Source organism: Methylomonas sp. BW4-1 (assembly GCF_052474385.1).
The window spans coordinates 4,699,314-4,725,054 of record NZ_CP184125.1; the positions used below are offsets into that span (position 1 = coordinate 4,699,314).

The 25,741-nt window shown below is 51.7% G+C and carries 28 protein-coding genes and 2 pseudogenes; 15 read left to right on the forward strand and 15 right to left on the reverse strand.

Annotated elements, in window-relative coordinates; translation table 11 throughout:
* Positions 1-6: 6 nt before the first annotated feature.
* Positions 7-576 (reverse strand): Uma2 family endonuclease, encoded by a 570-nt coding sequence (locus ACH5Y9_RS21750; protein WP_445367572.1) that lies wholly within the window; start codon positions 574-576, stop codon positions 7-9.
* Positions 577-705: 129 nt separating this feature from the next.
* Here ACH5Y9_RS21750 and ACH5Y9_RS21755 point away from each other — a divergent pair, with 129 nt between their 5' ends.
* The 4 genes from ACH5Y9_RS21755 (at position 706) to ACH5Y9_RS21770 (ending at position 4,217) form a co-directional block, all read left to right on the forward strand.
* Positions 706-1,710 carry a helix-turn-helix domain-containing protein gene (locus ACH5Y9_RS21755; RefSeq protein ID WP_445367573.1) on the forward strand — a complete coding sequence of 335 codons (1,005 nt, stop codon included), beginning with the start codon at positions 706-708 and terminating at the stop codon, positions 1,708-1,710.
* 162 nt (positions 1,711-1,872) lie between these two features.
* A complete protein-coding gene (locus ACH5Y9_RS21760) occupies positions 1,873-3,162 on the forward strand; it encodes an NAD(P)H-binding protein (protein ID WP_445367574.1) in 1,290 nt (429 codons plus the stop codon).
* A complete protein-coding gene (locus ACH5Y9_RS21765) occupies positions 3,159-3,632 on the forward strand; it encodes a DUF2269 family protein (protein WP_445367575.1) in 474 nt (157 codons plus the stop codon). The genes ACH5Y9_RS21760 and ACH5Y9_RS21765 overlap by 4 nt, the downstream gene beginning before the upstream one ends.
* A gap of 3 nt (positions 3,633-3,635) precedes the next feature.
* Positions 3,636-4,217 carry a DUF4166 domain-containing protein gene (locus ACH5Y9_RS21770; protein WP_445367576.1) on the forward strand — a complete coding sequence of 194 codons (582 nt, stop codon included), beginning with the start codon at positions 3,636-3,638 and terminating at the stop codon, positions 4,215-4,217.
* Positions 4,218-4,660: 443 nt separating this feature from the next.
* Here the strand turns inward: ACH5Y9_RS21770 and ACH5Y9_RS21775 are convergent, their stop codons facing one another.
* Entirely contained in the window at positions 4,661-5,737 is a 1,077-nt protein-coding gene (locus tag ACH5Y9_RS21775; protein WP_445367577.1) for an alkene reductase, read from the reverse strand.
* 205 nt (positions 5,738-5,942) lie between these two features.
* Here ACH5Y9_RS21775 and ACH5Y9_RS21780 point away from each other — a divergent pair, with 205 nt between their 5' ends.
* The gene (locus ACH5Y9_RS21780; RefSeq protein WP_133120670.1) at positions 5,943-6,224 is read left to right on the forward strand and encodes a hypothetical protein; all 282 of its coding nucleotides are present in this window, start codon (positions 5,943-5,945) and stop codon (positions 6,222-6,224) included.
* 464 nt (positions 6,225-6,688) lie between these two features.
* On the opposite strand, the gene ACH5Y9_RS21785 is transcribed toward ACH5Y9_RS21780, so the two are convergent.
* From ACH5Y9_RS21785 to ACH5Y9_RS21805, 5 genes are read right to left on the reverse strand one after another with little or no spacing between them, the layout of a single operon-like run.
* A complete protein-coding gene (locus ACH5Y9_RS21785; RefSeq protein ID WP_205452518.1) occupies positions 6,689-6,907 on the reverse strand; it encodes a DUF3820 family protein in 219 nt (72 codons plus the stop codon).
* 58 nt (positions 6,908-6,965) lie between these two features.
* Positions 6,966-8,012 carry an NUDIX domain-containing protein gene (locus ACH5Y9_RS21790; protein ID WP_445367578.1) on the reverse strand — a complete coding sequence of 349 codons (1,047 nt, stop codon included), beginning with the start codon at positions 8,010-8,012 and terminating at the stop codon, positions 6,966-6,968.
* A gap of 11 nt (positions 8,013-8,023) precedes the next feature.
* Positions 8,024-9,721: an NAD+ synthase gene (locus tag ACH5Y9_RS21795; RefSeq protein ID WP_445367579.1), complete on the reverse strand. Its 1,698-nt coding sequence runs from the start codon at positions 9,719-9,721 to the stop codon at positions 8,024-8,026.
* A gap of 19 nt (positions 9,722-9,740) precedes the next feature.
* Positions 9,741-10,931, reverse strand: a complete 1,191-nt coding sequence (gene pncB, locus ACH5Y9_RS21800; protein ID WP_445367580.1) for a nicotinate phosphoribosyltransferase — start codon at positions 10,929-10,931, stop codon at positions 9,741-9,743.
* Positions 10,932-10,940: 9 nt separating this feature from the next.
* The gene (locus tag ACH5Y9_RS21805) at positions 10,941-11,789 is read right to left on the reverse strand and encodes a hypothetical protein (protein ID WP_445367581.1); all 849 of its coding nucleotides are present in this window, start codon (positions 11,787-11,789) and stop codon (positions 10,941-10,943) included.
* 158 nt (positions 11,790-11,947) lie between these two features.
* Here ACH5Y9_RS21805 and ACH5Y9_RS21810 point away from each other — a divergent pair, with 158 nt between their 5' ends.
* Positions 11,948-12,616: an NUDIX hydrolase gene (locus ACH5Y9_RS21810; RefSeq protein ID WP_445367582.1), complete on the forward strand. Its 669-nt coding sequence runs from the start codon at positions 11,948-11,950 to the stop codon at positions 12,614-12,616.
* Here ACH5Y9_RS21810 and yfbR read toward each other — a convergent pair.
* The 4 genes from yfbR to ACH5Y9_RS21830 form a co-directional block, all read right to left on the reverse strand.
* Entirely contained in the window at positions 12,611-13,234 is a 624-nt protein-coding gene (gene yfbR / locus ACH5Y9_RS21815) for a 5'-deoxynucleotidase (protein WP_445367583.1), read from the reverse strand. The two genes, ACH5Y9_RS21810 and yfbR, sit on opposite strands and share 6 nt — an antisense overlap.
* Positions 13,234-14,019 carry a retropepsin-like aspartic protease family protein gene (locus ACH5Y9_RS21820; protein ID WP_171697182.1) on the reverse strand — a complete coding sequence of 262 codons (786 nt, stop codon included), beginning with the start codon at positions 14,017-14,019 and terminating at the stop codon, positions 13,234-13,236. The genes yfbR and ACH5Y9_RS21820 overlap by 1 nt, the downstream gene beginning before the upstream one ends.
* Positions 14,020-14,213: 194 nt before the next feature.
* Complete coding sequence (locus ACH5Y9_RS21825; protein ID WP_101052747.1) at positions 14,214-14,669, reverse strand: hypothetical protein; 456 nt, start codon at positions 14,667-14,669, stop codon at positions 14,214-14,216.
* A 420-nt stretch (positions 14,670-15,089) separates the two neighbouring features.
* Complete coding sequence (locus ACH5Y9_RS21830) at positions 15,090-15,407, reverse strand: hypothetical protein (RefSeq protein ID WP_445367584.1); 318 nt, start codon at positions 15,405-15,407, stop codon at positions 15,090-15,092.
* A 282-nt stretch (positions 15,408-15,689) separates the two neighbouring features.
* Here ACH5Y9_RS21830 and ACH5Y9_RS21835 point away from each other — a divergent pair, with 282 nt between their 5' ends.
* Positions 15,690-16,502: a sulfite exporter TauE/SafE family protein gene (locus tag ACH5Y9_RS21835; RefSeq protein WP_033156889.1), complete on the forward strand. Its 813-nt coding sequence runs from the start codon at positions 15,690-15,692 to the stop codon at positions 16,500-16,502.
* 68 nt (positions 16,503-16,570) lie between these two features.
* On the opposite strand, the pseudogene typA reads toward ACH5Y9_RS21835, so the two are convergent.
* The 4 genes and pseudogenes from typA to ACH5Y9_RS21855 form a co-directional block, all read right to left on the reverse strand.
* A pseudogene (gene typA / locus ACH5Y9_RS21840) lies at positions 16,571-18,378 on the reverse strand (translational GTPase TypA).
* Between the two features lie 107 nt (positions 18,379-18,485).
* Positions 18,486-18,878: a rhodanese-like domain-containing protein gene (locus ACH5Y9_RS21845; protein ID WP_319961570.1), complete on the reverse strand. Its 393-nt coding sequence runs from the start codon at positions 18,876-18,878 to the stop codon at positions 18,486-18,488.
* A gap of 12 nt (positions 18,879-18,890) precedes the next feature.
* A complete protein-coding gene (locus ACH5Y9_RS21850; protein WP_445367585.1) occupies positions 18,891-19,460 on the reverse strand; it encodes a class I SAM-dependent methyltransferase in 570 nt (189 codons plus the stop codon).
* Positions 19,457-20,360: pseudogene (locus ACH5Y9_RS21855) on the reverse strand (LysR family transcriptional regulator). Before ACH5Y9_RS21855 ends, ACH5Y9_RS21850 begins: the two are co-directional and overlap by 4 nt.
* A gap of 142 nt (positions 20,361-20,502) precedes the next feature.
* Here ACH5Y9_RS21855 and ACH5Y9_RS21860 point away from each other — a divergent pair.
* The 8 genes from ACH5Y9_RS21860 (at position 20,503) to ACH5Y9_RS21895 (ending at position 25,640) form a co-directional block, all read left to right on the forward strand.
* Positions 20,503-20,703 (forward strand): hypothetical protein, encoded by a 201-nt coding sequence (locus ACH5Y9_RS21860; RefSeq protein ID WP_319961571.1) that lies wholly within the window; start codon positions 20,503-20,505, stop codon positions 20,701-20,703.
* A gap of 183 nt (positions 20,704-20,886) precedes the next feature.
* Complete coding sequence (locus tag ACH5Y9_RS21865; RefSeq protein ID WP_171697187.1) at positions 20,887-21,207, forward strand: phosphoribosyl-ATP diphosphatase; 321 nt, start codon at positions 20,887-20,889, stop codon at positions 21,205-21,207.
* A 23-nt stretch (positions 21,208-21,230) separates the two neighbouring features.
* Positions 21,231-21,446 carry a Sec-independent protein translocase subunit TatA gene (gene tatA / locus ACH5Y9_RS21870; protein ID WP_033156884.1) on the forward strand — a complete coding sequence of 72 codons (216 nt, stop codon included), beginning with the start codon at positions 21,231-21,233 and terminating at the stop codon, positions 21,444-21,446.
* Positions 21,447-21,454: 8 nt separating this feature from the next.
* Positions 21,455-21,778 (forward strand): Sec-independent protein translocase protein TatB, encoded by a 324-nt coding sequence (gene tatB / locus ACH5Y9_RS21875; protein WP_026602621.1) that lies wholly within the window; start codon positions 21,455-21,457, stop codon positions 21,776-21,778.
* On the forward strand, positions 21,753-22,508 hold the full coding sequence (gene tatC, locus ACH5Y9_RS21880; protein WP_033156883.1) for a twin-arginine translocase subunit TatC: 756 nt from the start codon (positions 21,753-21,755) through the stop codon (positions 22,506-22,508). Before tatB ends, tatC begins: the two co-directional genes overlap by 26 nt.
* Positions 22,501-23,184, forward strand: a complete 684-nt coding sequence (locus tag ACH5Y9_RS21885) for a YggS family pyridoxal phosphate-dependent enzyme (RefSeq protein ID WP_033156882.1) — start codon at positions 22,501-22,503, stop codon at positions 23,182-23,184. The genes tatC and ACH5Y9_RS21885 overlap by 8 nt, the downstream gene beginning before the upstream one ends.
* Positions 23,185-23,241: 57 nt before the next feature.
* Positions 23,242-24,999, forward strand: a complete 1,758-nt coding sequence (gene argS / locus ACH5Y9_RS21890) for an arginine--tRNA ligase (RefSeq protein WP_033156881.1) — start codon at positions 23,242-23,244, stop codon at positions 24,997-24,999.
* Positions 24,999-25,640: an SPOR domain-containing protein gene (locus ACH5Y9_RS21895; RefSeq protein WP_033156880.1), complete on the forward strand. Its 642-nt coding sequence runs from the start codon at positions 24,999-25,001 to the stop codon at positions 25,638-25,640. The genes argS and ACH5Y9_RS21895 overlap by 1 nt, the downstream gene beginning before the upstream one ends.
* Positions 25,641-25,741: the final 101 nt, after the last annotated feature.

The window sequence follows — 25,741 nt, forward strand, 5'->3', positions numbered from 1 at the left end:
GGGAGTTTACGCCGCGCCTTCAAACACGATGCCTTCATAAATCTCGGCGACCGGTATTTCCAGGCCGATGGATTGCAACAACGCCCGCTCGCCGGCTTGATATAGCCGTAAATCCCATTGCTCGGCGCGGCGGTAACACTCCACGCGCTGCGTGTCCTGAGCGATCAGCACATACTCTTCCAAACTGGGCAACTTCCGGTAGTGATGAAACTTTTCGGCTCGGTCATAGCGCTCAGTAGCGTCCGATAACACTTCAATAATCAGTTTCGGCTGGCTGTTGTAGTGCTCGGCGGTGTCGGCTGCCGAGCAGGTGACGTGTAAATCCGGGTAGAAGAAACAGTCGTCGTGGGCGGTTTGCACGCGAACTTTCATTTCTCCGGAATGAACCCGGCAAGGTGTTCCGCGCAGGTAAGTATGCAAAAAAGCGATTAAATTGGTTGCGACGGTGTCGTGTGCCCGTTTCACGCCGACCATCGCATACACCTCGCCATTAATATATTCATGCTTGATGTCGCTGACTAATTCGCCTTGCAGATAATCCGCGACGCTGATCGATAATTTTTCCGCTAAAGCCATGTGCATGTCCTCGTGTTTACCCGCCAGCGATTTTAACGGCTAGAGTCGTCAATAGATAGTGTCGGCCCAAACCTTGGCCGGCCTAAAAACTCGGGCTAAACTCAAAACTCTTTTTTTGCTTGGTCGTCCATGTCTATCGTTGCGTTGTTATTTATCGGTTTCTCGTTCGGTGCGGCCTTGCTGTTGCTGGCCGGCAATATCTTGCAAGCCAGGGAACCCGTACGCTTTACGTCGAAATTGGCCGGGTTTCTATTGATAGCCGGCTTGGCCGGTATCCAGAGCCTGCATTTAGGCCACTTGCTGAATCGATACGACCTGGTGCATTCCGCGCTGTACCTGTTTCTGCTGTACGGGATTGCTCCCAGCTTCTATTTTTACAGCCGGCAACTGTTACGTAATGCAGCCGGTTATAGCCGGTACGATGTATTGCATGTCTTGCCGTTTGCACTGTGCATGATTTTGCCTTATCGATTGGCACTGCCCGGCGCTTTTTTGGTTGGCGGCGGCTATTTGCTGTGGCTGGCGAAAACAGTCTATGCGCTACGCGGACAAAGACAGCGCTTTCATTGGGAGCTATTGGCGCTGGGGATATTGTTTGCCATCGCGGTTGCAGTTTTAGTGTTGGGCTTTATCTGGCCGCTACTGGATGAAGCAGACTTTATTACTGTTTACAGCATCTTGATCGGTTTGGCCTTTTTCGCGGTGGCGTTGACCTTGCTGCGTTTTCCCGGCATCGCCGCCGATGTGTCGGAAGCGGTGCAGGCGGCTTATGCGGAATCGACCTTAAAAAATATCGATAAACTGGCAGTGCTGGCCAAACTGGATGCATTGATGACACAGGACAAACTATATGCACTGGAAACCCTGAACCTAGGTTTGCTGGCCGAACAACTCGGATTGAGCCAGCACCAATTATCCGAACTGATCAATACCGAATTTCAACAAGGTTTTTCCCGCTACATTCGCGAACAACGCATCGCCGCTGCTAAAAAACTGCTATTGGCGGAACCCAATGCGTCGGTGTTGTCGATAGGCTTGACGGTGGGCTTTAGCACCCAGTCCAATTTCTACGCGGCGTTTCGAGACATCGTCGGCGTCGCGCCCGGACAGTATCGAAAAACACACGCCGGCTAAACAAAAAACTCCAGTTTTATCATTTTGTAAATCCGTAACACTTTGAAGTTTATCGGGTTATATCCCGCGTAAATTATTTCTATTCCTGTCCTATCAATTCGGAAGTTCGGCCGTTTCGTGGTCGTTAATCTGCTCCAGCCTCTCAACATTTGGAGCACAACCATGAATATTCTATTAACCGGCGCGACCGGTTTTATCGGTAGCGCCGTATTACACGAGTTGCTGCGACAGGGTCACCAGGTCACGGCCTGTTGCCGCCACCCCGAACGCCTACACATCGATAATCCAAACCTGACCCGATTAAACTTGGATTTTGCCCAAGCCGGCGTAATTGACTACTGGCTACCGCACCTGCAAGCTGTCGACGCAATCGTCAATTGCGTGGGCATTATTGCGGAGGACAAAAACCAAAGCTTTGCCCAATTGCATAGCCAAGCACCGATAGCCTTGTTTCAGGCGGGGGCACGCGCCGGCGTGAAAAAGATCGTGCAAGTTTCCGCTTTGGGTGCCGACGCGGGTGCCGAATCGAATTACCATCTCAGCAAAAAAGCCGCCGACGATGCCTTACGTGAGTTGGCCCTGGATTGGTTTGTACTGCAACCGTCGTTGGTTTACGGGCCCGGCGGGCAAAGTAGCGGTTTGTTTCATGCGTTGGCTGCCTTACCAGTGCATGTTCTGCCGGACGGTGGCTGCCAGCTTTTGCAACCCATTCATATCGCCGATGTAGTTGCCACCGTCTGCCGTTGTCTCGAGCCGGCGGTGTCCGGGCGTAAGACCTTGGCTTTGGTCGGTCCGAAGCCGATAGGTTATGCCGATTGGCTGCAAGGGCTTAGGCGACGATTAGGCAAACCCAAGGCCGGAACTTGCTCCGTACCGTACCAATTTGCTCTGAGCATGGCTGATATGGGCAAATGGCTGGGCGAGCCGATTTTGAGCAAAGACAACGTAGCGATGCTGAATCGCGGCAATTGCGCAGATTCGGGCCCACTTACGCAGTTTTTAGCTCGAGCGCCCATCAACGTGAACGAGCAATGGTTCGAACAAGCGGCCAGCCCAGCCGAGCGTTGGCATGCGGGTTTGTATTTTCTCAAGCCTTGGTTGCGATACGTGATTGCCTTCGTCTGGCTATGGAGCGGCATCACCTCGCTGTTTTTCTACCCGCATCAACTGAGCTATCAGTTATTGGCACCACTCGGCATCACCGGCGTGGGCGCGCCAATAAGCTTATACGGCTTGGCAGCCATGGATATGGGCTTGGGTTTGGCGACCTTGGCGCGGTTTAGGATTAGTCAGCTCATGCTTTGGCAGTTCTGGATCGTCCTCGGCTATAGCCTGACAGTGGCCGCATGTTTACCGGAATTTGTATTCCACCCATTCGGTCCGCTACTGAAAAACCTGCCGTTTTTAATGTGCTTGTTGATGTTTAGAGTAATGGAAGGAGAGCCGTCATGATGTATTTATCGTTAAAATTGATCCACATCCTCAGCGCCATCGTCCTGTTTGGCTTGGGTTCCGGCACGGTGTTTTATAAAGTGATGGCGGACAGAAGCGGCGATCATGCGGCAATCGCCACGACCAGTAAACATGTAGTGTTGGCCGATTGGTGGTTCACCACGCCGACCGTGATTATCCAACCGCTAACCGGCGTGTTATTGGCCGATCAATTGTCGGCTTCGTTCCGCGACGGCTGGCTGTGGTGGACAGTGGTGCTGTATTTAATCACCGGGCTGTGCTGGTTGCCGGTGGTGATTTTGCAGATCCGCATGCGCGACATCGCCACCGAGGCACTGGCCCAAGGCCGAGCCTTACCTTATCTGTACCACTATTATTCCAAGATCTGGCTATGGTTGGGCGTGCCGGCCTTCTTCGGCATGATAGGCATCACCACCTTGATGGTATTTCACAACTCACTCTGGAGCTAAGCCATGTCTGTGTCATTAATGCAAAAAGTGTTGGGCGCCGACTGGCAACAATTGCCTGAGGTTATTCAAAGACATTACCGAATTAGCGACGGCCAACAAAGCCGGCTAGTGGGAACGATGGAAATTGGCTATCCAATTTATCTGTTTCCCTTGATTTGGCTGATTCATTTGTTCGGTGGCTTGTTACTGTGGCGCGGGCAGGCGGCACAAGCCGAAGTGGACAAGACCGCCGACGGCGAACTATTGCATTGGCATAGGACGATGACTTACGCCGATGGTAAAACTGATTGCTTTAGTTCCAGGATGAGTTATGCGGCTGACCACGAGTTGGTCGAACTCATAGGCTTTGGTTTTGGTTTGCGCTTGCACGTCAGCGTCGAAAACGGCGAATTGCTGTATCGCAGTAACGGCCATTTCTGGCAATGCGGGTCGCTACGCCTGAATATTCCGGATTACTTATTGCTAGGTTCGGCCAGCATCAGCGAACGTGCTGTTTCAGAAGACGAGTTCTATCTGGATTTCAGCATCCGCCATCCCTGGTGGGGTGTGAGTTATTACTACCGGGGTAACTTTCGCTATGGCTGATAGGGTTTATCGATGGGAAGGGCGGCTACAGAGCGGGATACAAACGCGGCTCTTCCCAAGCATGCATGCCCGCTATACCTCTGTGTTCCGGTTTTCAAGACGACCCGGAATAATCGCGGATAAGTTCGAATATTGTGGGGTGAGCTCTTGCATGGCGGTGTAACCGGAATGGGTTTGAGCCTGGTTAGTCCAGGCACCATTCCGGCTGAGCGCGAACGGCTGCGACGTGTTGACTGAAGAAACCCAGCATGGCCGGTTGGCGCGTCTTGACCAACTGTTTTTACCAAGCCGGATGTCCAAAATATCGCCAGATTTGGTTGGAATTATTACAGGATATAGCGTTGTCTGAAGTTCCGGGTGGCGATTAAGCTTTCTCTGTGGGCCTCGCAAAACTCTGGCGTGTAGTATGTGTGGTTCCCGCTTGCGCGGGAACCACAAGATTTTTAGCCCACTTCCGCGACCAAACTCGGGTAATCGGTATAGCCAACTCTCGGATCCTGCCCCGCGGCCCCATAAAAGGTTTCTGCATGGTAGGGGTTAAGGGCCACATTTAGTTGCAGACGCCGGACTAAGTCGGGATTGGCAATATAGTCCTTGCCAAACGAAACGGCATCCGCTTCGCCGGCCGCAATGACTTGCTGCGCGGTTTCTCTATTAAAGCCTTCGTTGGCAATCAACACCCCGCCGAAACGCTTTTTCAACGCCGGGCTGATGCGGGTCTCTCCGAGCGATTCTCGGGTAAAAATGAACGCAATGCCGCGTTTGCCCAATTGCTCGGCTAGATAGCCAAAGGTATTTAAGGGATCGGAATCACCCATCGTATGCGAGTCGCCTCTGGGCGCAAGATGCACACCCACGCGACCCGGTCCCCATACCGAAATGGCCGCATCGGTTACTTCCAGCATTAAGCGGGCGCGGTTTTCCACCGAACCGCCGTAAGCATCGGTTCTTTTATTGGTGCTGTCCTGCAAAAATTGGTCTAACAGATAGCCATTGGCGCCGTGAATCTCCACCCCGTCAAAACCGGCAAGTTTGGCGTTTTCCGCGCCTTTGCGGTAAGTCTCGACAATCCCGGGGATTTCGCTGATGTCCAAGGCTCGGGGTGTCACGTAGTCCCGCATCGGCCGGAGCAGACTAACATGTCCCAAGGGCGCAATCGCACTGGGCGCGACGGGCAACTCGCCGTTTAGGTAGTCCGGATGCGACACCCGGCCGACGTGCCAGAGTTGCAGGAAAATTCGTCCGCCCGCTGCATGTACTGCTTGGGTGACCTTGGTCCAGCCTGCGACTTGCTCATCCGACCAAATGCCGGGCGTGTCCGGATAGCCCACACCTTGCGCGGACACGCTGGTGGCTTCGCTTAAAATCAGCCCGGCATCCGCTCGCTGTGCGTAGTATTCGGCCATCAGCTCGTTAGGCACCCGGCCGGCGCTGGCTCGGCAGCGTGTCAAAGGTGCCAGCACGATGCGGTTAGGTAAATTGATGTCCCCCACTTTGATGGGCTCAAACAGGTTGCTCATATCGTCTCCATGTTAAATGCAATTGTTAGCTGTTTTACCTGACACCATATCATCCAGCCAGGTATTTTATGGAAATATGCAATCAGGCGGCACCATTCATGCCGTGCGCGGAAAAGTCTTATTAAGAATTGTCCTTAGTTAAGAGATGTTTAAGCCTGCGGGTGAACAATGAGCCGCAACTGAAGATCCCGGATAAGGAGGGTTTATGTTCAGGCTTACCACACTATTGGCAACCATCTTGCTATTTTCGAGCGCAACATTTGCGCATGACGGCAACTGGGGCGGTAGACATCATCATAGTTACCAACGCGAGCACTACGGGTATCACTATAACAATCCGTATTACCGCGCATACGTGCCGCCGCCCGCAGTCGGCTATTACCAGGCGCCGGCAGATTATTACGGGTTGCCGCCAGTGAGAGGGTTTGTCTATCAACAACCCATCCCCGCACCGCGGTGTGACCGGAATATACGGCAAGGTTGGTAGTCGTGAACACGCGAATACGCCTTGCCCTGATGTTTTTGAGTCTGACGATGTTGAGCGGTTGTGTGGCTTACGCACCCTATGCCGAGTCTTATCCCGCGACGTATACGCCGTATGGTTACGGTAGCTATAGTTACGGCTATTCGGCGCCTGTTGTGCCGGTCCCTGTGCCAATGTACCGCGGCGGGTGGGGATACGGAGGCCATAGGGGCTATGGCGGGCATCACGGTCACGGACATTTTGGTCACCACGGGCATCATTAAACTGCGTTTCAGCCAGGTGGCGCGTGACATTATGTCGCATTCCAGGTATTAGGAAACACTGATACTATACTGACCATTGCAGAGATGTTCAGCGCAATAACTTCCTCCCTTAATCCGGCCTCGTGTCGGAATTTTTTTGCCTAAAAATCAGCCGTCCGATAAAGGGCAAATAAAGACCAGTCATATTAAGGACCAGCTTAATAGTCAGGACTTTATTTGTCTGAGCGGCTCGAGCAAAGGTTTTAGGCCGTTGTGATCCATTTCCTGCATCAATGCCAATAGTCTGCCTAATTCACCGGCAGGAAATCCCTCGCGCGCGAACCAATTGAGGTAGTGGCCGGGCAAATCGGCGATAACGCGGCCCTTGTATTTGCCGTAAGGCATAGTAACGCTGACCAGTTTTGGTAAATCTTCGGGTTTCATGGATAAGTTTCCCTGGCTATTCCCTCTGCCCTGTTAAGCTTAAATAACGTGCATCGTCCTACTTAGTTTGAAATGACAGGAAGTTGCACAAGATAGCGAAATGGTCCTCAAACAGCGCTTCTTCCAGTGCCGGCAGCTGCGTGATCGGTATCCAGGCCACGCTTTCAAGATCGTCCGCTGCTTTTATCTCCGGCCAAGTCTTATCCGGCCAAGGTGTTGCCAAAGCAAAGTGATGCGCATGCGTGATGACGCGGCCACGGCACGATCTTCTGGGGTGGGAAAACACTTTAACCTGTTGCAGGCAGTCTCGCAAAGCGGCATCCGGCAGGTTCAGGCTGGTTTCTTCCTTCAATTCGCGGATCGCGCCTTGCAGCAATGATTCGCGTTTTTCCAGAAAGCCGCCGGGGATAGCCCATAAACCTTTGCCAGGATGATTCTTGCGTTTACCAAGTAACACATGGTCGTTGAAGGTGACTACTGCATCAACAGTGGTTGAAATAATATCCCAGGGAATGTCGGCATAGACTTGATTCTCTGCATGGATTTTGGCGTATTCCGCTTTTAATACCGCGTACTCAGGATTCTTTGCCCAATCATTTAAAAAATCCCGCACCGGCACGGAAATCCGGCTGGCGATATTTGCCAACGCGGTCTCCGCGCTTTCCGCCGCAAACAATTGGTGGCGTAGCGCCGTGGCATCAATATCCAGCTCGGACTCTATCGCCTCCATCGCCCAATCGGGAAAATTATCCAGATAATACGTGGACTCGTCTTTGTTAAAGCCGACCAACGCAACCCGTTCGCCGTCGGCCACACATGCACCAACTTGCCGCCGGACATCGGCATTCCACAGCGTGTCGTCGTAGTAATCCCGCACCGGTAAAAACGTGAGGCGGGCTCGCTCGCTCTCCGGCAGCGTGGCGGTGATCATGGCCGCCCGTTCGGTCCATTTAAACGGATTGCGGATATTTCTGGACTGAAAGGACGAACCGACAATCACCAGCACCTCGTCAGCAATCTCCAAGGCCCGGCGGGTTAGTTGCTCGTGCCCCTTGTGATAAATTTGGTAACGGCCAATCACAATGGCTTTTTGGTGTTTTGTCATCGCTTTTAGCCTTAATGTTTGGCTGCTATCGGCATTTGCCGGCCGGCGCCAAACGCTCTGGGTCGCACCCGAATGATGGGCGGTGCTTGCCGGCGTTTGTATTCGTTGCGGGCTATCATGCCGACGATGCGTTGATACACCGCTTCACCGGCCGCGGTGGTTCGATAGCCAGCCACAAACTCTTGGGCTTGTTGATATTCATGGGCAGCCAGCTGCTTGCCTTCGATCAACAGTTTCAAGATTTCATCCAACACCTCGTAAGGCGGCAAGCTATCGGTATCTTTCTGATCGGGCGCCAATTCGGCGGAAGGCGGTTTGGTTAAAATCGCCGCGGGAATAATCTCGCGATTGGCGCGTTGGTTGATATAGGCGGACAGGCGGTACACCTCGGTTTTGTACAAGTCGCCAATCAGGCCCAAACCGCCGTTGGTGTCGCCGTACAGCGTGCAATATCCCACCGATATTTCGCTTTTGTTGCCGGTGGTGAGTACCATCGCTCCGGAGTGGTTGGAGTAAGCCATCAGGATGGTGCCGCGCAGCCGCGCCTGCAAGTTTTCCAAACTCAAACCGCGCAATTCGTCGCTAAAACTGCTGTTAAATTGCTCGGCAAAATCATTCACCAACGTCTTGATCGGATAGCTGTAAAGCGGTACGCCCAAAGCCTCGCACAGTAACTGCGAGTCGCTCACCGAACCGCTGCTGGAAAATGCCGACGGCATCGTGATAGCGATGACATTTTCCGGCCCCAAGGCCTCGGCGGCAATCGCAATCGTCAACGCCGAATCAATACCACCCGACGAACCCACCACCACTTTTTTGAATCCGCAGCGCCGCACATAATCGCGTAAGCCCAGCAGGATATGTTGCAGAATGAATTCCTGATCATTATCTGCTTGAGGTTCGGCCGGTGACGGACTGATTTGAAATCCGCCTTCTGCAAAACGCAGCGTGTCTATCACGGTTTCGAAAGCCGGCCATTCCCGCGCAATCTCACCATCGGCATTCACAGCAAAGGAAGCCCCGTCAAATACAATACTGTCTTGTCCGCCGACTTGATTGACATACAGTATCGGTAAGCCATGCCGGCGGGCGGCGCCGCAAATCACTTGTTGGCGTTGCGCGCGTTTGCCGATATTGGACGGGCTGGCATTGATGCTGACCACCAAGTCCGGGCGCATCCGGGCCAGTGCTTCGTAAGGATTAACCGGATAATCGTCGGCATTGTCGTTCCAACCGTCCTCGCAAATCATCAGCCCTACTTTATAACCGGCGACGTCGATACTCACCGCGCCCTGTTGACCCGGCTCGAAATGACGGCGCTCATCGAAAATATTGTAGGTGGGCAATAGTTGCTTGTGATATTCCGCAATAGTCTCGCCGTTACGGATGGCAATCAGCGCGTTATACAGCGGCTTGCCGGGCCCGCTTGCTTTTATGGGTGTGCCGACAATCGCAATGAGGTCAGGAAACTGTGTCGAGAAAGCGGTTAGCTCCGCCAGCGCCTCGTAAGCTTTGCGAATAAAGGCCGATTCGTTTAACAGGTCGCCGGGGTAATAACCGCACAATGACAACTCCGGGAATACTAACAGTTGCGCTTGCTGTGCGGCGGCTTGGCGATAAGCATCTTTGGCAATCACCAAGTTGCCGGCAAAATCGCCGACCATAGGATTGATTTGGGCGATGGCGACGGTCAAGGGACGTGTAGACATAACAATTCCTATGCAGAATTTAGGCGTAGTGATTAAAAATCTGCCGTAAATAGGCAATAAATGTTTGGTCGTTGCATAAGGTCTTGCCGGGGGCATCGGACAATTTCGCCACCGGGTCGCCGTTGCAGCGCACCAGTTTCATCACAATATTCAAAGGCTTGGGGCCGCCAAGATCGTTGGTTAAATTTGTGCCGATCCCAAAGCCCAACTGAATGCGGTCCCCAAAGTGCTGATAAAGACTGATTGCCTTGGGAATATCCAGCCCATCCGAGAACACCAAGCGTTTACCATGCGGATTGATGCGTAGTTTTTGATAATGGCCGATGGCTTTTTCGCCCCAAACCACCGGGTCGCCGGAGTCATGCCTCAGGCCGTCAAACAATTTGGCAAAATACAAATCAAAATCGCGCAGAAAGGCATCCATGCCAATGGTGTCGGTCAACGCCACACCCAAATCGCCGCGAAACTCCTGCGCCCAATCTTCCAAAGCCATGCGTTGAAATTCGCGCAGCCGCACCACGTGGGCTTGGTAGGATTGCAGATACTCGTGAGCCATCGTGCCTATCGGCGTTAAACCGAATTTTTTGGCCAGATACACATTGGACGTGCCTTTGAACAAGCTCGGCACTTCGGCTTGAAACGTCTGCACCACTTCTTCTTGCCAGCTACCCCAGGCGCGCCGGCGCAAACCAAAATCGAAAATCTCGAAGGCATGGGTTTTTGCGGGTTGCTCGGCAAAGGCTTTAAGAGTGGCTAATTTTGCCTGCAAGCGGCGGCGGCCTTCCGCCAATAACGCCGCTTGGTCGAAGCGGCGAAAATACAGTTCCGAGACGATGTACAAACAAAATATCTCGAAATTCATCACATGCACTTGCGGACCCTGGGCTTGAATTCTCAGGGTGTCGCCTTCGGCAAATGCCTTGATGTATTTGCTTCTAAACCGAAACAAGGACAGGAACTCGATGAAATCCGGCTTTAAGTACCGCAGCCCGGCTAAATAGGCCAGTTCGTCATCGGCAAATTGCAGGGAACACAGGTGATCCAGTTCTTGTTTGACATCATCCAGCAAGTCGGCCAGCGGATATTCCGGCGTGCTCCGGCAGATAAAATCGTATTCGGCGCTGGCTTCCGGCCGTTTATGCAGCATGGTTTGCCACATCGGAAATTTGTACAAGTCGTTTTCAAGCAGGCTTTTGACGATGGGAGTCATGTGCATTCCTTAGTATGGGTTATTTTCGGGGACCAGTTCCAAAGCCATTTCGGCGCTGGTTGCCAGACGAACGCCTTGTGCGCGCAGTTCGGTAAAAAATTGTTCGACGGTCACTTCGAATCCACTGACAGGACTCATGCAGTCAGTCAGGATCACCAGCTTGTGTTTTAGCTCGGCGGCGCCGAACTGCAAAATGTCGTTAATCGTTTCTTTGACGCAGTGGCTGCTGGCTTGGCCGGCGATTAATAAACGATCCGATTGAGCGAGCATTTCCAGTATGGCCCGATTCAACTGCGTGGCCTGATCGGCGGGATCAGGAATGACGGCTTTCAGTGCGGAAAAGCTTTCCGTCCAAATGTTTTCACCTTTTTGCACCAGCGTAACGGGTTTGGAGGTTCGCGTTTCCCAATGGCTTAAGGCTTGCGCCAATTCGGGGTTAAGCTTGTGTCCCGGCGTCCCGATTAAACAATGCGGCGGCCAAAGGATAAAAGGCCGCTGCATCTGCTCCAGTTGTTGCAGGTAGTTTAGAACATAATCGTTTTGCGCCGGTGACACCGGTGTGGCGGTCAGGCGGTAGCGGCCTGCTAAAAAGTCAGCGGCGGTCACCCGGGAAAATGGGGGTGGGGCTACACCCTCTTCAGTTAGCCAAGAGCTGTTGTGTGCCAGATCGATCATGTGATGGGTGTCGAGCGTGGCGATAACGCCGGCAATGGCAAGTCCGGCTTGTTCAATCAACTGCGCCAGTCTCAGGCAATCCTGATAGGCGCCCGGCACGGGCAGGGCCGGAGCATAGCCTTCGGGGGTGTTATCGCAAAAGTCGTTTTGCGCATCAATGATCAGTAACTGAGTATTTGCCATGAGCTTTAACCTGCGACGATAGTTGAGATGGGCTTAGCTTAACCTTGTTAGTTACATAATGCAACTAACAAAAATTTATCGTGCGCTATTTTGTATGCAGCTATAGTTATAATTCTTTACTAACTAAGATGCCTCAAGTAGCCCAACTCAATATTGCTATGCTCGAACCCATTATTTCAACTGTTGATATTGTCTTGCTGATCATCCAAGAAGATCGCTTGTGCGTCACGCTGTCCAAACGCGACAAAGAACCCTACGCAAACCAGGAAGCCTTGCCCGGCGGGTATATTCACGCGCAAGACGATAGGGATTGCCTGGACGCCGCGGTACGCATCCTGCAACAAAAAACCGGTTTGCTGCCGCCCTATTTAGAGCAACTGAAAACCTTTGCCGGCGCAGCGCGTGACCCGCGCGGCTGGTCGATCTCGGTGGTGTATTTTGCTTTGGTCGATGCCGATTTGATCCTGTCCGCAAACCATCCCGGCCTGACTATTTGTGCAGTGGATGCCTTGCGGCGCCTACCGTTTGACCATAACGACATCATTGCCGCGGCGGTGGAGCGGATTCGTAACAAGTCGCAGTATTCCTCCTTGCCTTGTTACTTGGCCGGTGAAACCTTTAGCCTGCCGAGATTGCAGAAAATTTACGAGGCTTGCTTAGGCGAAACCCTGAACAAAGTCAGTTTTCGACGAAAAATGGAGGAACTGGGGGTGCTGGAAACAGTAGAAGGGCAAACCGAAGCCGCCGGCGCGCATAGGCCCGCGCAGCTTTATCGGTTGAAAAGCGAATTTAAAAATCAGTTGAAGCTATTGGTGCGCGGATTATAGATTCCGGCCTTTTTCGGAGTCGCTTTTTTGCATTAAGCCATCCAGCGTCAAGCCGCAACTCGGCGCAAACGCCTGCATAAAAAACACTACTTCCGGCTGCTGCAATTCATGAATATTCTGAGCCAACTGCGCGGCGGCCATTTCAAACTCGGTGTTGCCGGCTTTGAGTTCGGCCTGGCATTTTAGATAAGCGGAAATCTTGTCGGCCGCTTTGATGATTTGCTGATGAGCATCCGGCAGGCTTTCGTGTTGAATAAACGAGCGGAAATCCTCGCGCAATGCGTCCGGCAACAAGTTCAACAGCTCGGTTTCGGCCTGTTGTTCGATTTGCTTGTAAGCGCCGAGTATCGCCGGTGAGTAGTATTTGATCGGTGTCGGCAAATCGCCGGTAATCACTTCCGTCACATCATGATACAGCGCGGCGGTGGCAACCGCATTGGCGTCGAGTTGGCCGTCAAAATAGCGATTTTTGATTAAGGCCAGCGTGTGGGCAATCACCGCCACTTCCCAGCTATGCTCCATGACATTTTCTTCATGCGCGTTGCGCTTCAAACCCCAGCGCTTGATCCAGCGCAAGCGCGATAGGTACGCATAGAAGCTGCTGCTAATGGCTGGCATTAATGATCGCTATAGGTTGTGGTGCAGACTTTGCGTTCATCGCAATGCACGGTTTTTTTGATGGTCGTGGGCTTTTTGGCAGATTGATTGGCGGCCAAGTTCTCCGGGCTGTCCACGTATTGGCTCGCCGGTCTGATGCCGGCTTGGTTATTGGCTAACAAAGTCAGCGTATTGCCGGTTTGCGTGATCTGGAAATATTTTAAAGTATTCATGCCAATCAACACTTCATCCAGATGGTCGTTGATGTGCGCATCAAGATTTTTAATGACAGCACTACCCAGAACCAAGCTGGTGATTTGAGTCGCGCGATCCGCTACTTTGCCGCCGGCAGTATTGGATTGCACCACGCCGCCGAAGGGCAAACCGGCTTGGATTGCCATACTGCTCGGAATCACGGTTTTGGTCGCTCCGGTGTCGATTAGAAAAGGCATAGGCACATTATTGACTAACACCGTACCGCGAAAATGGCCTTGCGGGTCGGTTTTTAAAACCACGCCGCCGGCTTTGGGAGTAATCAGATTAGATTGTGGTTGGGCTTGCGGAGCCATAGCCACCGGAAGCGGTATCTCCGTCTGCCTTTTGGACTGTTGGAACCTCAAAAAGGCATCGGCGCCGTACCACAGGGCGGCAATGGTTAAGACCGGAAACAAAAGATAGCGAATGCCGCTGTGACCGGATTTTCCGCGATCCCGCTGCGTCGTCCGATGAGCGACCACATCAGGGCCGGCAATATTAGACCCTGGTTGATATTTTTCCCGGTAGTAGTCGCGATCCTGTATGCCCATGTTCCGTTCCGACAATCTGCGTTCAGCGAAAAAACTCGTAGCATTCTCAGCTAGCGCCGATTATTACCTAAAACTTAGCATACCGGTGAGCGGGAGGGAGAAAACGGGGCTCCCGCTTAAGCGGGAGCAACGATGTTTGAGGGCCGGGTTAATAAAACCGGGTTAACCGGGTCCAGTGCCGATCAATCCACCGCTTATGCGAAATACAACGCGCGCAGCTCACTTTGCGATGCAGCGCTCAACTCTTTGCCATCGCTTTTGCGGGTGACTGTGTACACACCTTTACCGAGAACGATTTCCTCGCCATCGCTGGCAAAGCCAACGACGTTATGATTGGCGTCGAAAGGAATCCGATGCAAACCGCCGTTGTGGCTGTTGAAGTCGGCGATAATACCCATATGCGGCGGGTTTTTTACCGAATCCCACCAAGGCAGTTTGCCGGCATCCTGCGCCCAAGTTTCACTCAAGGCTTCCGGCGGCAGGCAACGTTCGACCAGGCGCTGGCCGATCACAGCAAATTGCATACGCGCGATTTTCTCGGGTTCGGTGCCGACCATATCTCGCGTTTCCAGAATATCACCACTCAGATACGCATCGCTTGTTGAAACAACGCGGTTCCATGTGCCGTCAAGATTTTTGTGTTCAAACATTTTATTCCCCTTAGTCGATTTGATTTGGACAGGCATTAACCGCCAAGCAAAATCATGACCAATTTCCGCCGGCGCCAAAATTCGGCAATAACTGTTTGTTTTTAAAACTTAAGGCCGCTTCGACTAAGTCTTACGTCGGGCTCAAGGCGAAGCATATGTTATTGATTCCGTTCGTGGTAAGTTTGTCGGGCCGCCAGTGCAATCAATGTGTTAAGAGTTTCCTTGTAAATACAAACCCAGCCCTTTCATCGCTATCTCAAAACCCGCAAAAAGCTCTATCTTCGGGAACGCTTGCCAACTGTCCGACAATTTATCGAATTCCCGACAAAAACGCTCAGTATCGTAAGGTCAATCTGAGTGAAGAGATGTCGAAAGCCTGGTGCCCCTTTTCATGCTAAAGATCAATAATTCGTTTTGCGGCTACCAGCGTCCGCGTTGGTGATTCTCGAATCCCGGCATTTGCTGAGGTTGCGGTGGGTAGACGAAACCCCTTACTGGCGGTAACCCATAATAGTCGGCAGGAGCCTGATAGCCGGTCGGAGGCTGAGGAACGTAGCCGCGATAGCCACCTCGATAGCCCTGAAAACCTTGATTTCTTTGATAGTTTTGAAAATCACGATCACGATCCTGTTCATAGTCATTGCTGTAATCGTCTCGGCGATTGTATTGCCGCAGTCTCGGGTTGCTGCCGGTATTGTCGTTGCTGCGTTTGCTGACGTGGCGTGTAGACCCAGTCATCTTGATCGCCGAAGGCCGTGCCTGACAAAAGCCAGCCAAATACCAAAACTATCGCTTGCTTAACCATAAATCCTCCTAAAGTTGGATTTTAGTGAATACTCGTCAGTTTACTAAAAGATGGCGTCGGACTCAGTCATTTAGGTGTTGAGCAATTGTGCGCTCAGACCGATAAATATCTAAAAATTAAATATACATATGCAATTTAATCATTAATAAGCTGAGTGACTGCGCTGGCATAATGAAGTCACTTATCGAATATTATGAAGTTTAAGGTGATTGTCTATGAATTTAATGTATACGGCATCCGGTTTTGCCGTGGGTATGTTGGTGGGTGTTACCGGGGTTGGCGGCGGTTCGTTGATGACGCCGCTTCTGGTCTTTTTGTTTGGCTTTAAACCCGCCGTCGCGGTAGGCACGGATTTACTGTATGCGTCGATTACGAAAACCGCAGGGGTGTTTGTTCATCACGGTAAGCACGGTTCGGTAGATTGGAAAATCGTCGGCTGGTTGGCGTTGGGTAGCTTGCCTTTTGCAGGTGTAACACTTTATGTGTTAAAAAATCTGATGGAGGTTGGCAAGGAAGTGACCGGTGCAATTACCTTTACCTTGGGTGTGGCCTTGTTGCTGACCGCTCTGGCCTTGCTGGTTCGCAGTATTTTGTTACGCAAAGCGTCCAAGAGTGCGGAGATTGATGACGAACACAGCAACCAGGGAAATAGTGGCCGATTTTCACCACGTTGGGAAAAAGTTGCCACGGTTTTTACTGGTGCGGTGCTGGGGGTGTTGGTGACATTGTCGTCGGTTGGTGCCGGAGCTTTGGGAACCGTTGCTTTGCTATTTCTTTATCCAAGAATGACGACCTTGAAAATTGTCGGTACCGATTTGGCGCATGCGATACCTTTGACCGCCGTGGCCGGTTTGGGACATTTGAGCCTGGGGAATTTCGACCTGGATTTGCTGATCAGCTTGCTGCTGGGGTCGGTGCCGGGTATTTGGGTCGGCAGCCATCTAAGTGCGAAGATTCCCGAATATTTTTTGCGTCCGGTGTTAGCGACTTTACTGCTGGTGATAGGCTTAAAATTCGTATTGCAATAAGCCCAATCTGGTTTTCTGAATAAAAAAGCCGTGCTCGTCTTTGTGACGAGCACGGCTTTTTTGTTTGCCTATTTCGGTGCGCGTTTGCGTTCGTTTTCAGTCAATAAGATTTTACGTAGACGAATTGATTTAGGCGTCACTTCGACCAACTCGTCATCGCTGATAAATTCCAAAGCTTGTTCCAGCGTCATTTTTTGAATTTTGGCGCAGGTCAAGCTGTCGTCAGAGCCGCCGCGCGAATGTTGGTTAAAGGTTTGGGCTTGGTCGGGTTAACCACTAAATCGTTACCGCGAGAATGGATACCGACCAATTGACCTTCGTAGATTTCATCGCCATTAACCACCAGCAACTCACCGCGAGCTTGCAGCGGATACAGTGAATAATCGACCGCTTTACCTTTGGCCATGGAGATCAACACGCCACGCACGCGATTGCCCACCGCGCCTTCTTTCACCGGACCATAATGATCGAATACGTGATAGAACAAACCCGAACCGGAGGTTGCGGTCAGGAATTCCGTTTGAAAGCCCAACAAACCGCGGGAAGGCACGACATATTCCAGACGGATGCGGCCTTTACCGTCCGGCACCATGTCTTTCAGGTCGCCTTTACGGTCACCCAATTTTTCCATGATGGTGCCTTGATGCTGCTCTTCCACTTCAATCGTGACATTTTCAAACGGTTCTTGTTTGATGCCGTCGATTTCCTTGATGATCACTTGCGGGCGCGAAACGCCCAGCTCGAAACCTTCGCGGCGCATGTTCTCGATCAATACCGACAAGTGCAATTCGCCACGACCGGACACTTTAAATTTATCCGGATCGTCGGTGGTTTCAACACGCAGGGCCACGTTGTGCTGCAACTCTTTTTGTAAGCGGTCGTAAATTTGGCGAGTGGTAATGAATTTGCCTTCTCTACCGGCAAACGGCGAATTGTTGACCTGAAAGGTCATGCTCACGGTCGGTTCGTCGACCGATAGCGGCGGCAAGGCAACTACATTGTTAGGGTCGCACAAGGTTTCCGAGATTTTCAGATTCTCGATACCGCAGAAGGCAATGATGTCGCCCGCTTGCGCGGTTTCCACTTCGACGCGCTCCAAGCCATGGAAACCATACAGTTTCAGCATGCGGCCACTACGGGTTTTGCCTTCGTTATCGATAATGGTCAATGGCATGTTGCGCGAGACTTTGCCGTGCTTGATACGGCCGATGCCGATTACGCCGACGTAGGAGTTGTAATCCAGACTGATGACTTGCATTTGGAACGGTGCGTCCACATCAACCGGCGGCGGCGCTACTTTATCGACAATAGTTTGGAACAGCGGTGTCATATCGCCGCCGGATACGTCGGCTTCCAGGCCGGCGAAACCATTTAACGCCGAGGCATACACAATCGGGAAATCCAATTGCTCGTCGGTGGCGCCGAGGTTATCGAACAAGTCAAAAGTTTGGTCGACGACCCAATCAGGGCGCGCGCCGGGACGGTCTACTTTATTGATCACCACAATCGGTTTTAAGCCCAAGGCAAAGGCTTTTTTGGTAACAAAGCGGGTTTGTGGCATTGGGCCGTCGACCGCGTCAACTAACAATAAAACCGAATCCACCATCGATAAAACCCGTTCGACTTCGCCGCCGAAGTCGGCGTGTCCTGGGGTGTCGACGATGTTGATGTGATAGCCGTTCCAGTCGATCGCGGTGTTTTTCGCCAGAATGGTAATGCCGCGTTCTTTTTCCAGCGCGTTGGAGTCCATCACCCGTTCGTCGACTTTGGTGTGTGCGTCGAAGGTGCCGGATTGCTGTAGAAGTTGGTCGACTAAGGTGGTTTTGCCGTGGTCGACGTGGGCGATGATCGCGATGTTTCTGAGTTTTTCTATCACAATAATTTATTAGATGATTTTTAAGGAACAGATAGGCCGAACGGACAAGCCGCCCAGCGGGATTTAGTTTTGGTTTTCGCGCGGGCGCGGACCGGTTGGCTGAGGGATTAACTTTGTTGCCAAGGCAAGCCGTGAAAACGCCAGCCGCCGGTATTGCCGCGATGTTTGTTTTCATCCAGCGGGCCTTCGAAGCCTTCCAAAATGTTGATCAGATGCTGATAACCTGCCGCTTCCAGGGCTTTGGCGGCATCTACAGAGCGTTGTCCGCTGCGGCATAAGAGCAGTATCGGCGCGGCTTTATCCGGGGCGTGCTGTTGTACTTGCTCCACAAAACCCGTATTTAACTGCATGCCGGGAAATTCTTTCCAGGCCACATGAATGGCTTGCGGCGGGTGGCCGACAAAGCTGTGCTCAATGGCTGTCCTGACATCGATCAGTACCGCTGCCGGGTTGCTTTGTAATACCGCCCAGGATTGTTTGGGGTCGAGATTTTCTATCATTAATTTACCGCTTCATTTTTGCCCGATAAAACAGGCTTCGTTTCTGTTGCCGAATTGCACATCGCCGAGTTTTGCGTATTCTTGGTAAAAAACTATGCTTAAGGGGCTGAATAGCCGCAATAACTCGTTGTTTGCCAGTAAATACTCGGGATTGCTGGGGCCTTGTTGGTCAAGTTTGTTGCGGGTAAATGTTTGATAAAACAGCAGGCCGCCCGGTTTCAAGGCTGCCATTATCGCATTACACAGGGTTCGGTCAAGAAAACGACTGATGACAATCACATCGTAAGTCTGCTTTGTAAGTGTTTCGGCGCTGATATGGCATTGCTGAGTGGTGATGGAAAGGCCTTTTTCGGCAGCCTGTTGTTGCAATATTCCCAGGCCGACCGAGGAAATATCCCAGGCATCGACGGCCAGCCCGGATTCGGCCAGTAATATCGCGTTGCCGCCCAGGCCGCAGGCCAACTCCAGCGCTTTACCTTGCTTGGGTAGCAAATACCGATGCCGCGCCAACACCTCGGCTGGCGCAGGTGCGGCGGTGGAATCTCGATAAATGGCGTCCCACTTACTCTGCAGATCGGTCATGGGTTCATGCCGATTCGATGCGGTAGCCAGGCTTGAATAAACTCTAAAAACGAACGGACTTTGGCCGACAAGTATTTGCGATGCGGGTAAACCGCATAAATTTCCAGCGGCGCGATACCGTATTGCTCCATCACTACTTGCAGCCGGCCTTGCTCAATGTCTCGGCCGACGATGTAGCGCGGCAACATGATCAGGCCCAAGCCATTCACTGCGGCGTTGCGGATCGGATCGGCCATGTTGGCTTGCATCCTGCCCGTGACGGTAACGGTGCGTTCGCCGAGTATGCCCTTGAATCGCCATTTGTTACGCGGCGGAATCGCCCAGTTAATCAGGCAGCTGTGGTCTTCCAGGTCTTCAGGGTCTTGTGGAGTGCCATGTGCTTTAAGATATTCCGGGGACGCGCAAACAACCAGCGACGAGCTGGCCAGTTTTCGGGCCACCAGGCTGGTATCGTTGAGTTGTCCCAAATAGATAGCCAGATCGACGCCCTCATCAATTAAATCGACTTGTCCGCCTTTCAGCACCATTTCCACCGATAGGTCAGGGTAGTTTTTTAGATATTCGGTCAAGCCCGGAGAAATATGGCTGGCGCCGATGACTGGCGGTGCCAGAATTTTCAGTGTGCCACGTGGCTCTGTTTGCAGGTGAGTGATCGCCGATTCCATCTCGGCCACGTCCAGTAGGACTTGCTGGCAGCGCTCCAGGTAAGCCTCGCCGGCTTCCGTCAGGCTTAAGCTGCGGGTTGTGCGATTGAATAAACGTGTGTTCAGTTCGCTTTCCAGCTGCATAATATGTTTGGTAGCCATCGCTCTGGAAATATCGAGATCTTTGGCTGCTCCGGCAAAGCTTGCCGGCTTTGGCGACGCGGACAAAGACATTCATGCTGGTTAGTTTGTCCATGGTATCTCCTGGAAAGTAAAAAATTCACTAAAAAGCGTTGACATTTTTATTGTTTCTAAATTGTATACAATTTATTTATTAAAAGCCTAATTGTAAACTTTTTTCTATCCTGTATAGTGCGCTGCAACTGAAGAGCAAGCACATGAAGTCTTGTCAAGCGCAAGATTTAAAAATAGAGAATTTGAGCACAATGAACGACTTTAAAAAAGACATCTTAATCGGCGCTCTTTTTATTGTCGGTGTTTGGAGCTTTATTTCCGGCTTGTTCGTCATCTCTACTGTGCTGTTCGCTGTCACCTCCATATTTAGCAATATGTCGACTAAGGCGCTGCTGAATAGCTGATCCAAGAATTTGTAACTACCTCCTGGTGTTGTAATAACGAGCGGAACCTCCTTCTAAGCACTCCGCTGGTTTTTTTGCCTTCCTCTGCGCAAGCATAGGGAGGCTTTTTTTTGCCGATAGATTTTTTTTGGCTGCTTCGGCAACGTGCTATGATTTTGCAATTTTCAATCCAAACAAAAGCTAATGAGCGAAGTATTACAGCAATTGGCCGAGGTTCTTGAGCAGCGCAAGTTGCAAACCGCCGATCAGTCCTACGTAGCCAGTTTATACGCCAAGGGCTTAGATCATATTTTGAAAAAAATCGGCGAAGAGGCTACCGAGACGGTGATTGCCGCCAAAGACGGCGATAAGGATAAAATAGTGTATGAAACCGCCGATCTTTGGTTTCATTGCATGGTGATGTTGGCGCATCAGGAACTCGGGCCGGAACATGTGATCAGTGAGTTGCAAAGGCGCTTCGGATTGTCCGGTTTACAGGAAAAAGCGCAGCGCGATATTTCCTGATAGTAAAAATTAAGGAGTGAACAATGGGTTTAAGCATCCCTCATTTATTAGTAGTGTTAGTTATCGTGATCTTGGTGTTTGGCACCAAGCGCCTGAAAAATATCGGCGCCGATCTTGGCGAAGCGATTAAGGGCTTTCGTTCTGCCGTTAAGGAAGGCAGCGAAGATAAGGCGATTGCAAGCAAGGAAGAGGAGCCTTTGGAAGGCGAAGTCACTAATAAAGAAAAAGACCGAGCTTAGTCTGCGATATGTTCGACGTCGGTTTTTCAGAATTGTTGATGGTGGGGTTGGTAGCGCTATTGGTGCTCGGCCCGGAAAAATTGCCGAAAGCGGCCCGCTTGGCTGGGTTTTGGGTAGGAAAAGCCCGTACTGTGTTGGCCACTGCTAAGGCGGAAATTAAACAGGAATTGCACGCCGAGGAAATGCGCCAGTTAATCCAGCAACAGTCCATAGCCGGCGAATTGCAGAAAGTGGTGCAGGATACTCAGTCGGCTCTCGACGATATTAACTTCAATGCTCAGGCAGCGACAGAAATCAATCAGGACGATGACAAGCCAAGCGCCGCTGGATAACGAGCAGTCATTTTTTAGCCATTTAGTCGAACTGCGCGACCGCTTGTTAAGGGTCGTGTTATGCGTGCTGCTGGTATTTGTTGGTACCGCAAGCTACGCCAACGAGATTTACGCCTATCTGGCCGAGCCGCTGTTAGTGCACATGCCGAAAAACAGCACGATGATTGCCATTGATGTGGCCTCGCCGTTTTTCACGCCGTTCAAGCTTGCGTTTGTGGTGGCGGTGTTCGTTTCCATTCCCTTCATTCTTTACCAGTTCTGGGGTTTTGTGGCGCCCGGCTTATATCGCCATGAAAAACTGATGGTGGCGCCACTGTTATTGGCTAGTACGCTGTTGTTTTATAGTGGTGCGGCCTTCGCCTATTTTTTGGTATTTCCTCTGGTATTCGGCTATCTCACGTCGGCGGCGCCGGCCGGCGTGGCGGTGATGACAGATATAGCCACTTATCTGGATTTTGTATTGGCGATGTTTTTTGCCTTCGGCTTATCGTTCGAAATTCCGATTTTCACTATTGTGTTGGTCTGGACCGGCATCATCACCCCGGAAACGCTGTCTGAAAAAAGGCCGTATGTCATCGTTGGGGTGTTTGTCATCGCGATGTTTTTGACGCCGCCCGACGCTTTGTCGCAAACCCTATTGGCAGTGCCAATGTGGTTGTTGTTTGAATCCGGATTGCTGTTTTCACGCTTATTTGTCAAAAAAGAATCGGCAGCTGAGAATCGTGAGTAGTATCGCTCAGCGTTTCGCCACGGTACGCAAGCAACTCCGTCAGGCCGAAATCAATTCGCAGCGTTCACCGGGGAGTGTGCAGTTATTGGCGGTCAGCAAGACCAAGCCCGCCGCCGATATTGCCGCAGCCTACCGTTTCGGTCAGCGCCATTTCGGCGAAAATTATTTACAGGAAGCGCTGAAAAAACAGCAGGAATTGGCGGCATTCAATATCAGCTGGCATTTCATTGGGCCGATTCAATCCAATAAAACCAAGCCTATTGCCCAGCACTTTGCCTGGGTGCACAGCGTTGACCGCCTAAAAATAGCCGAACGCCTCAGCGAGCAGCGTCCGGATTTTTTGCCGCCGCTGAATATCTGCTTGCAGGTCAATATCAGCGATGAAGCGAGCAAATCCGGCATTGAATTGGCCGATTTGCCGGTGCTGATCGAACAAGTCGGTAAGCTGCCCAATTTGCGTTTACGCGGGGTGATGGCGATTCCGGAGCCGCAGCAGGATTATCTGGCGCAATGCCTGCCGTATCGGCGGCTCTATCAGGCAGTGCGGCAACTTGATCGTCACGATCTCGATACTTTTTCGTTTGGCATGAGTGGCGATTTACAGGCGGCGGTTGCCGAAGGCTCAACGCTGGTGCGGATCGGCACGGCGCTGTTCGGCGAGCGTCCTAGCCAATAATTTGTTTTTCATGGATAATGCAGGGTATTTTCCGATAAATCCCCATTTTTCAACGCGATGAAACAAAAGCTGGAATCCCTGTTACAACAAGCCGTTACAGCCCTTAAAACTCAAGGTATTCTCGAAAACGATTTTATTGCGCAAATCAATTTGGAGCGCACCCGCGATGCGCAACACGGCGATTTCGCCACCAATTTGGCGATGTTGCTGGCCAAGCCGGCCAAACTTAATCCTAGACAGCTGGCCGAAAAAATCGTCGCGGCGCTGCCGAGCGATGCGCTGATCACCAAGGTTGATATCGCCGGCCCCGGATTTATCAATTTCTTCATCAATCCCGATAGCCAATTTCAGGTCGTCAAACAGATACTCGATACTGGGTCGGAATACGGTTTGAGCAAGATCGGCGTTGGCAAGCGAGTGCAAGTCGAATTCGTTTCCGCCAATCCCACCGGGCCTTTACATGTCGGCCACGGCCGCGGCGCGGCTTATGGTTCTGCGGTGGCGGATTTGCTGGCGGCAGCCGGTTTTGAAGTCGAACGCGAATACTATGTGAACGATGCCGGCCGGCAGATGGATATTCTCGCCACCAGCGTCTGGTTGCGGTATCTGGAAGCCTGTGGCGAAGTTCTGCCTTTCCCTAGCAATGGCTATCGCGGCGAGTATGTCCGAGATATTTCCGCGAATTTGCATAAGAAAGCCGGCGACGCCTACCGCAGAGCTGCCGCGCTAGTGATGGCGGATTTGCCCGCCGACGAACCGCAAGGCGGCGATAAGGAAAAACACATTGATGCGTTGATCGACCGAGCCAAAACCTTGCTCGGCGAGGCTTATAAAGAGGTATTTCAAGCCGGTCTGGACGAAATTCTGGACGACATCAAAGACGACTTGGCTGAATTCGGCGTGAGTTATCAACAGTGGTTTTCCGAGCGTTCGCTGATGGACGATCATTCCGTTGAGCAGGCTTTGCAGCGTCTGGATGCGGCCGGCTATCTTTATCAGCAGGAAGGTGCTACTTGGTTTGCCTCCAGTCGCCTGGGCGACGAAAAAGACAGAGTGGTTGTGCGCGACAACGGCCAGACCACCTATTTTGCTTCTGATATTGCCTATCACATGCACAAATTGGATCGGGGCTTCGATCAAATCGTCAACATCTGGGGTGCCGACCACCATGGCTATATTCCGCGCGTGAAAGCGGCGATGCAAGCCTTGGGCGCCGACGAATCCAAACTGAAAGTATTGCTGGTGCAATTTGCGATCTTGTATCGCGGCGACGAAAAAGTACAGATGTCGACCCGCTCCGGCGAATTTGTCACCCTAAGGCAACTGCGCAGCGAAGTGGGTAGAGATGCGTGCCGCTTTTTTTATGTGATGCGTAAATCCGAACAACATATGGATTTCGACTTGAAATTGGCTACTTCCAGAAGCAACGAAAATCCGGTTTATTATGTGCAGTATGCGCATGCCAGGGTGTGCAGCGTGTTGCGCCAGCTCGACGAAAAAGGCCGGCAACGCAATCCGCAGTTAGGTATGGAGCATCTGAATCTGTTGACCGAAGAGCAGGAAGCCGCGTTACTGACTACACTTTCCAAGTACCCGGAAACTTTGGAACGTGCTGCTGTGAATTACGAACCTCATCAATTGATTCATTACTTGCGTGAACTGGCCAATCAGTTCCACAGTTATTACAACGCGCACCAGTTCCTGGTGGACGACGATAAGCTCTGCAACGCACGCATCAATTTGATTTGTGCCGTGAAACAGGTATTGGTCAATGCCCTATCCCTATTGAAAATCAATGCACCCGAAGCGATGTAATGGCCAGAGACTATAAGCACCGCGTTCAAAGTCCCAGTTACACCAACAGCCGTAGAAAACCGAAAAAGTCCTCGGTCGCACCTTGGCGCTGGTTGCTGGTCATCGCGCTGATTGTAGCTTTTGGGGTGTTTTTGAACATGATCCGCAAAATGGTACCGGAGTTGGTGGCAGGCAAGTCGGAGGCGGAGATCCCGCAAGTAGTGGAGAAGTTAAAGCAAGAGTTACCGGTCAAACCGCAAACTCAAGCGGTCGTTGAGCCGGAAAAACCGGCGGAGCCGCCGCAACCAGCGGAGCCGGAAGAACCGCGTTACGATTTTTATACCATACTGCCACAAGCGGAAGTAGTGGTGCCCGACTACGAAATCAAAACCCGGGTGCGCGAGCAGCTAGTTGGTAAAACCAAGGCGGCCAAATACATTATGCAGGCAGGTTCCTTCCGGGAGGCAGCGGAGGCTGATCGCCATAAGGCCAAGCTGGCATCGCTCGGCATAGAGTCCCGGGTCGAAAAGGCTAAAGTCGGCAATGTTATCTGGCATCGGGTTAAGGTCGGTCCCTACGATAATCCCGCCAGCGTTTCCACGATTAAGGAATTGCTGCAGAAAAACGGCATCGGTGTGATTGTTACCGAAAGCGGTCAATAAGCGTTCAAAAAAATCCAGGGATTTGCCTGGCATTGTTCAAGCAATTCTCCAGCGCAATGCTGTGTATACTGCGGTAGTAAATTAGATTGACTGGCTTGCTG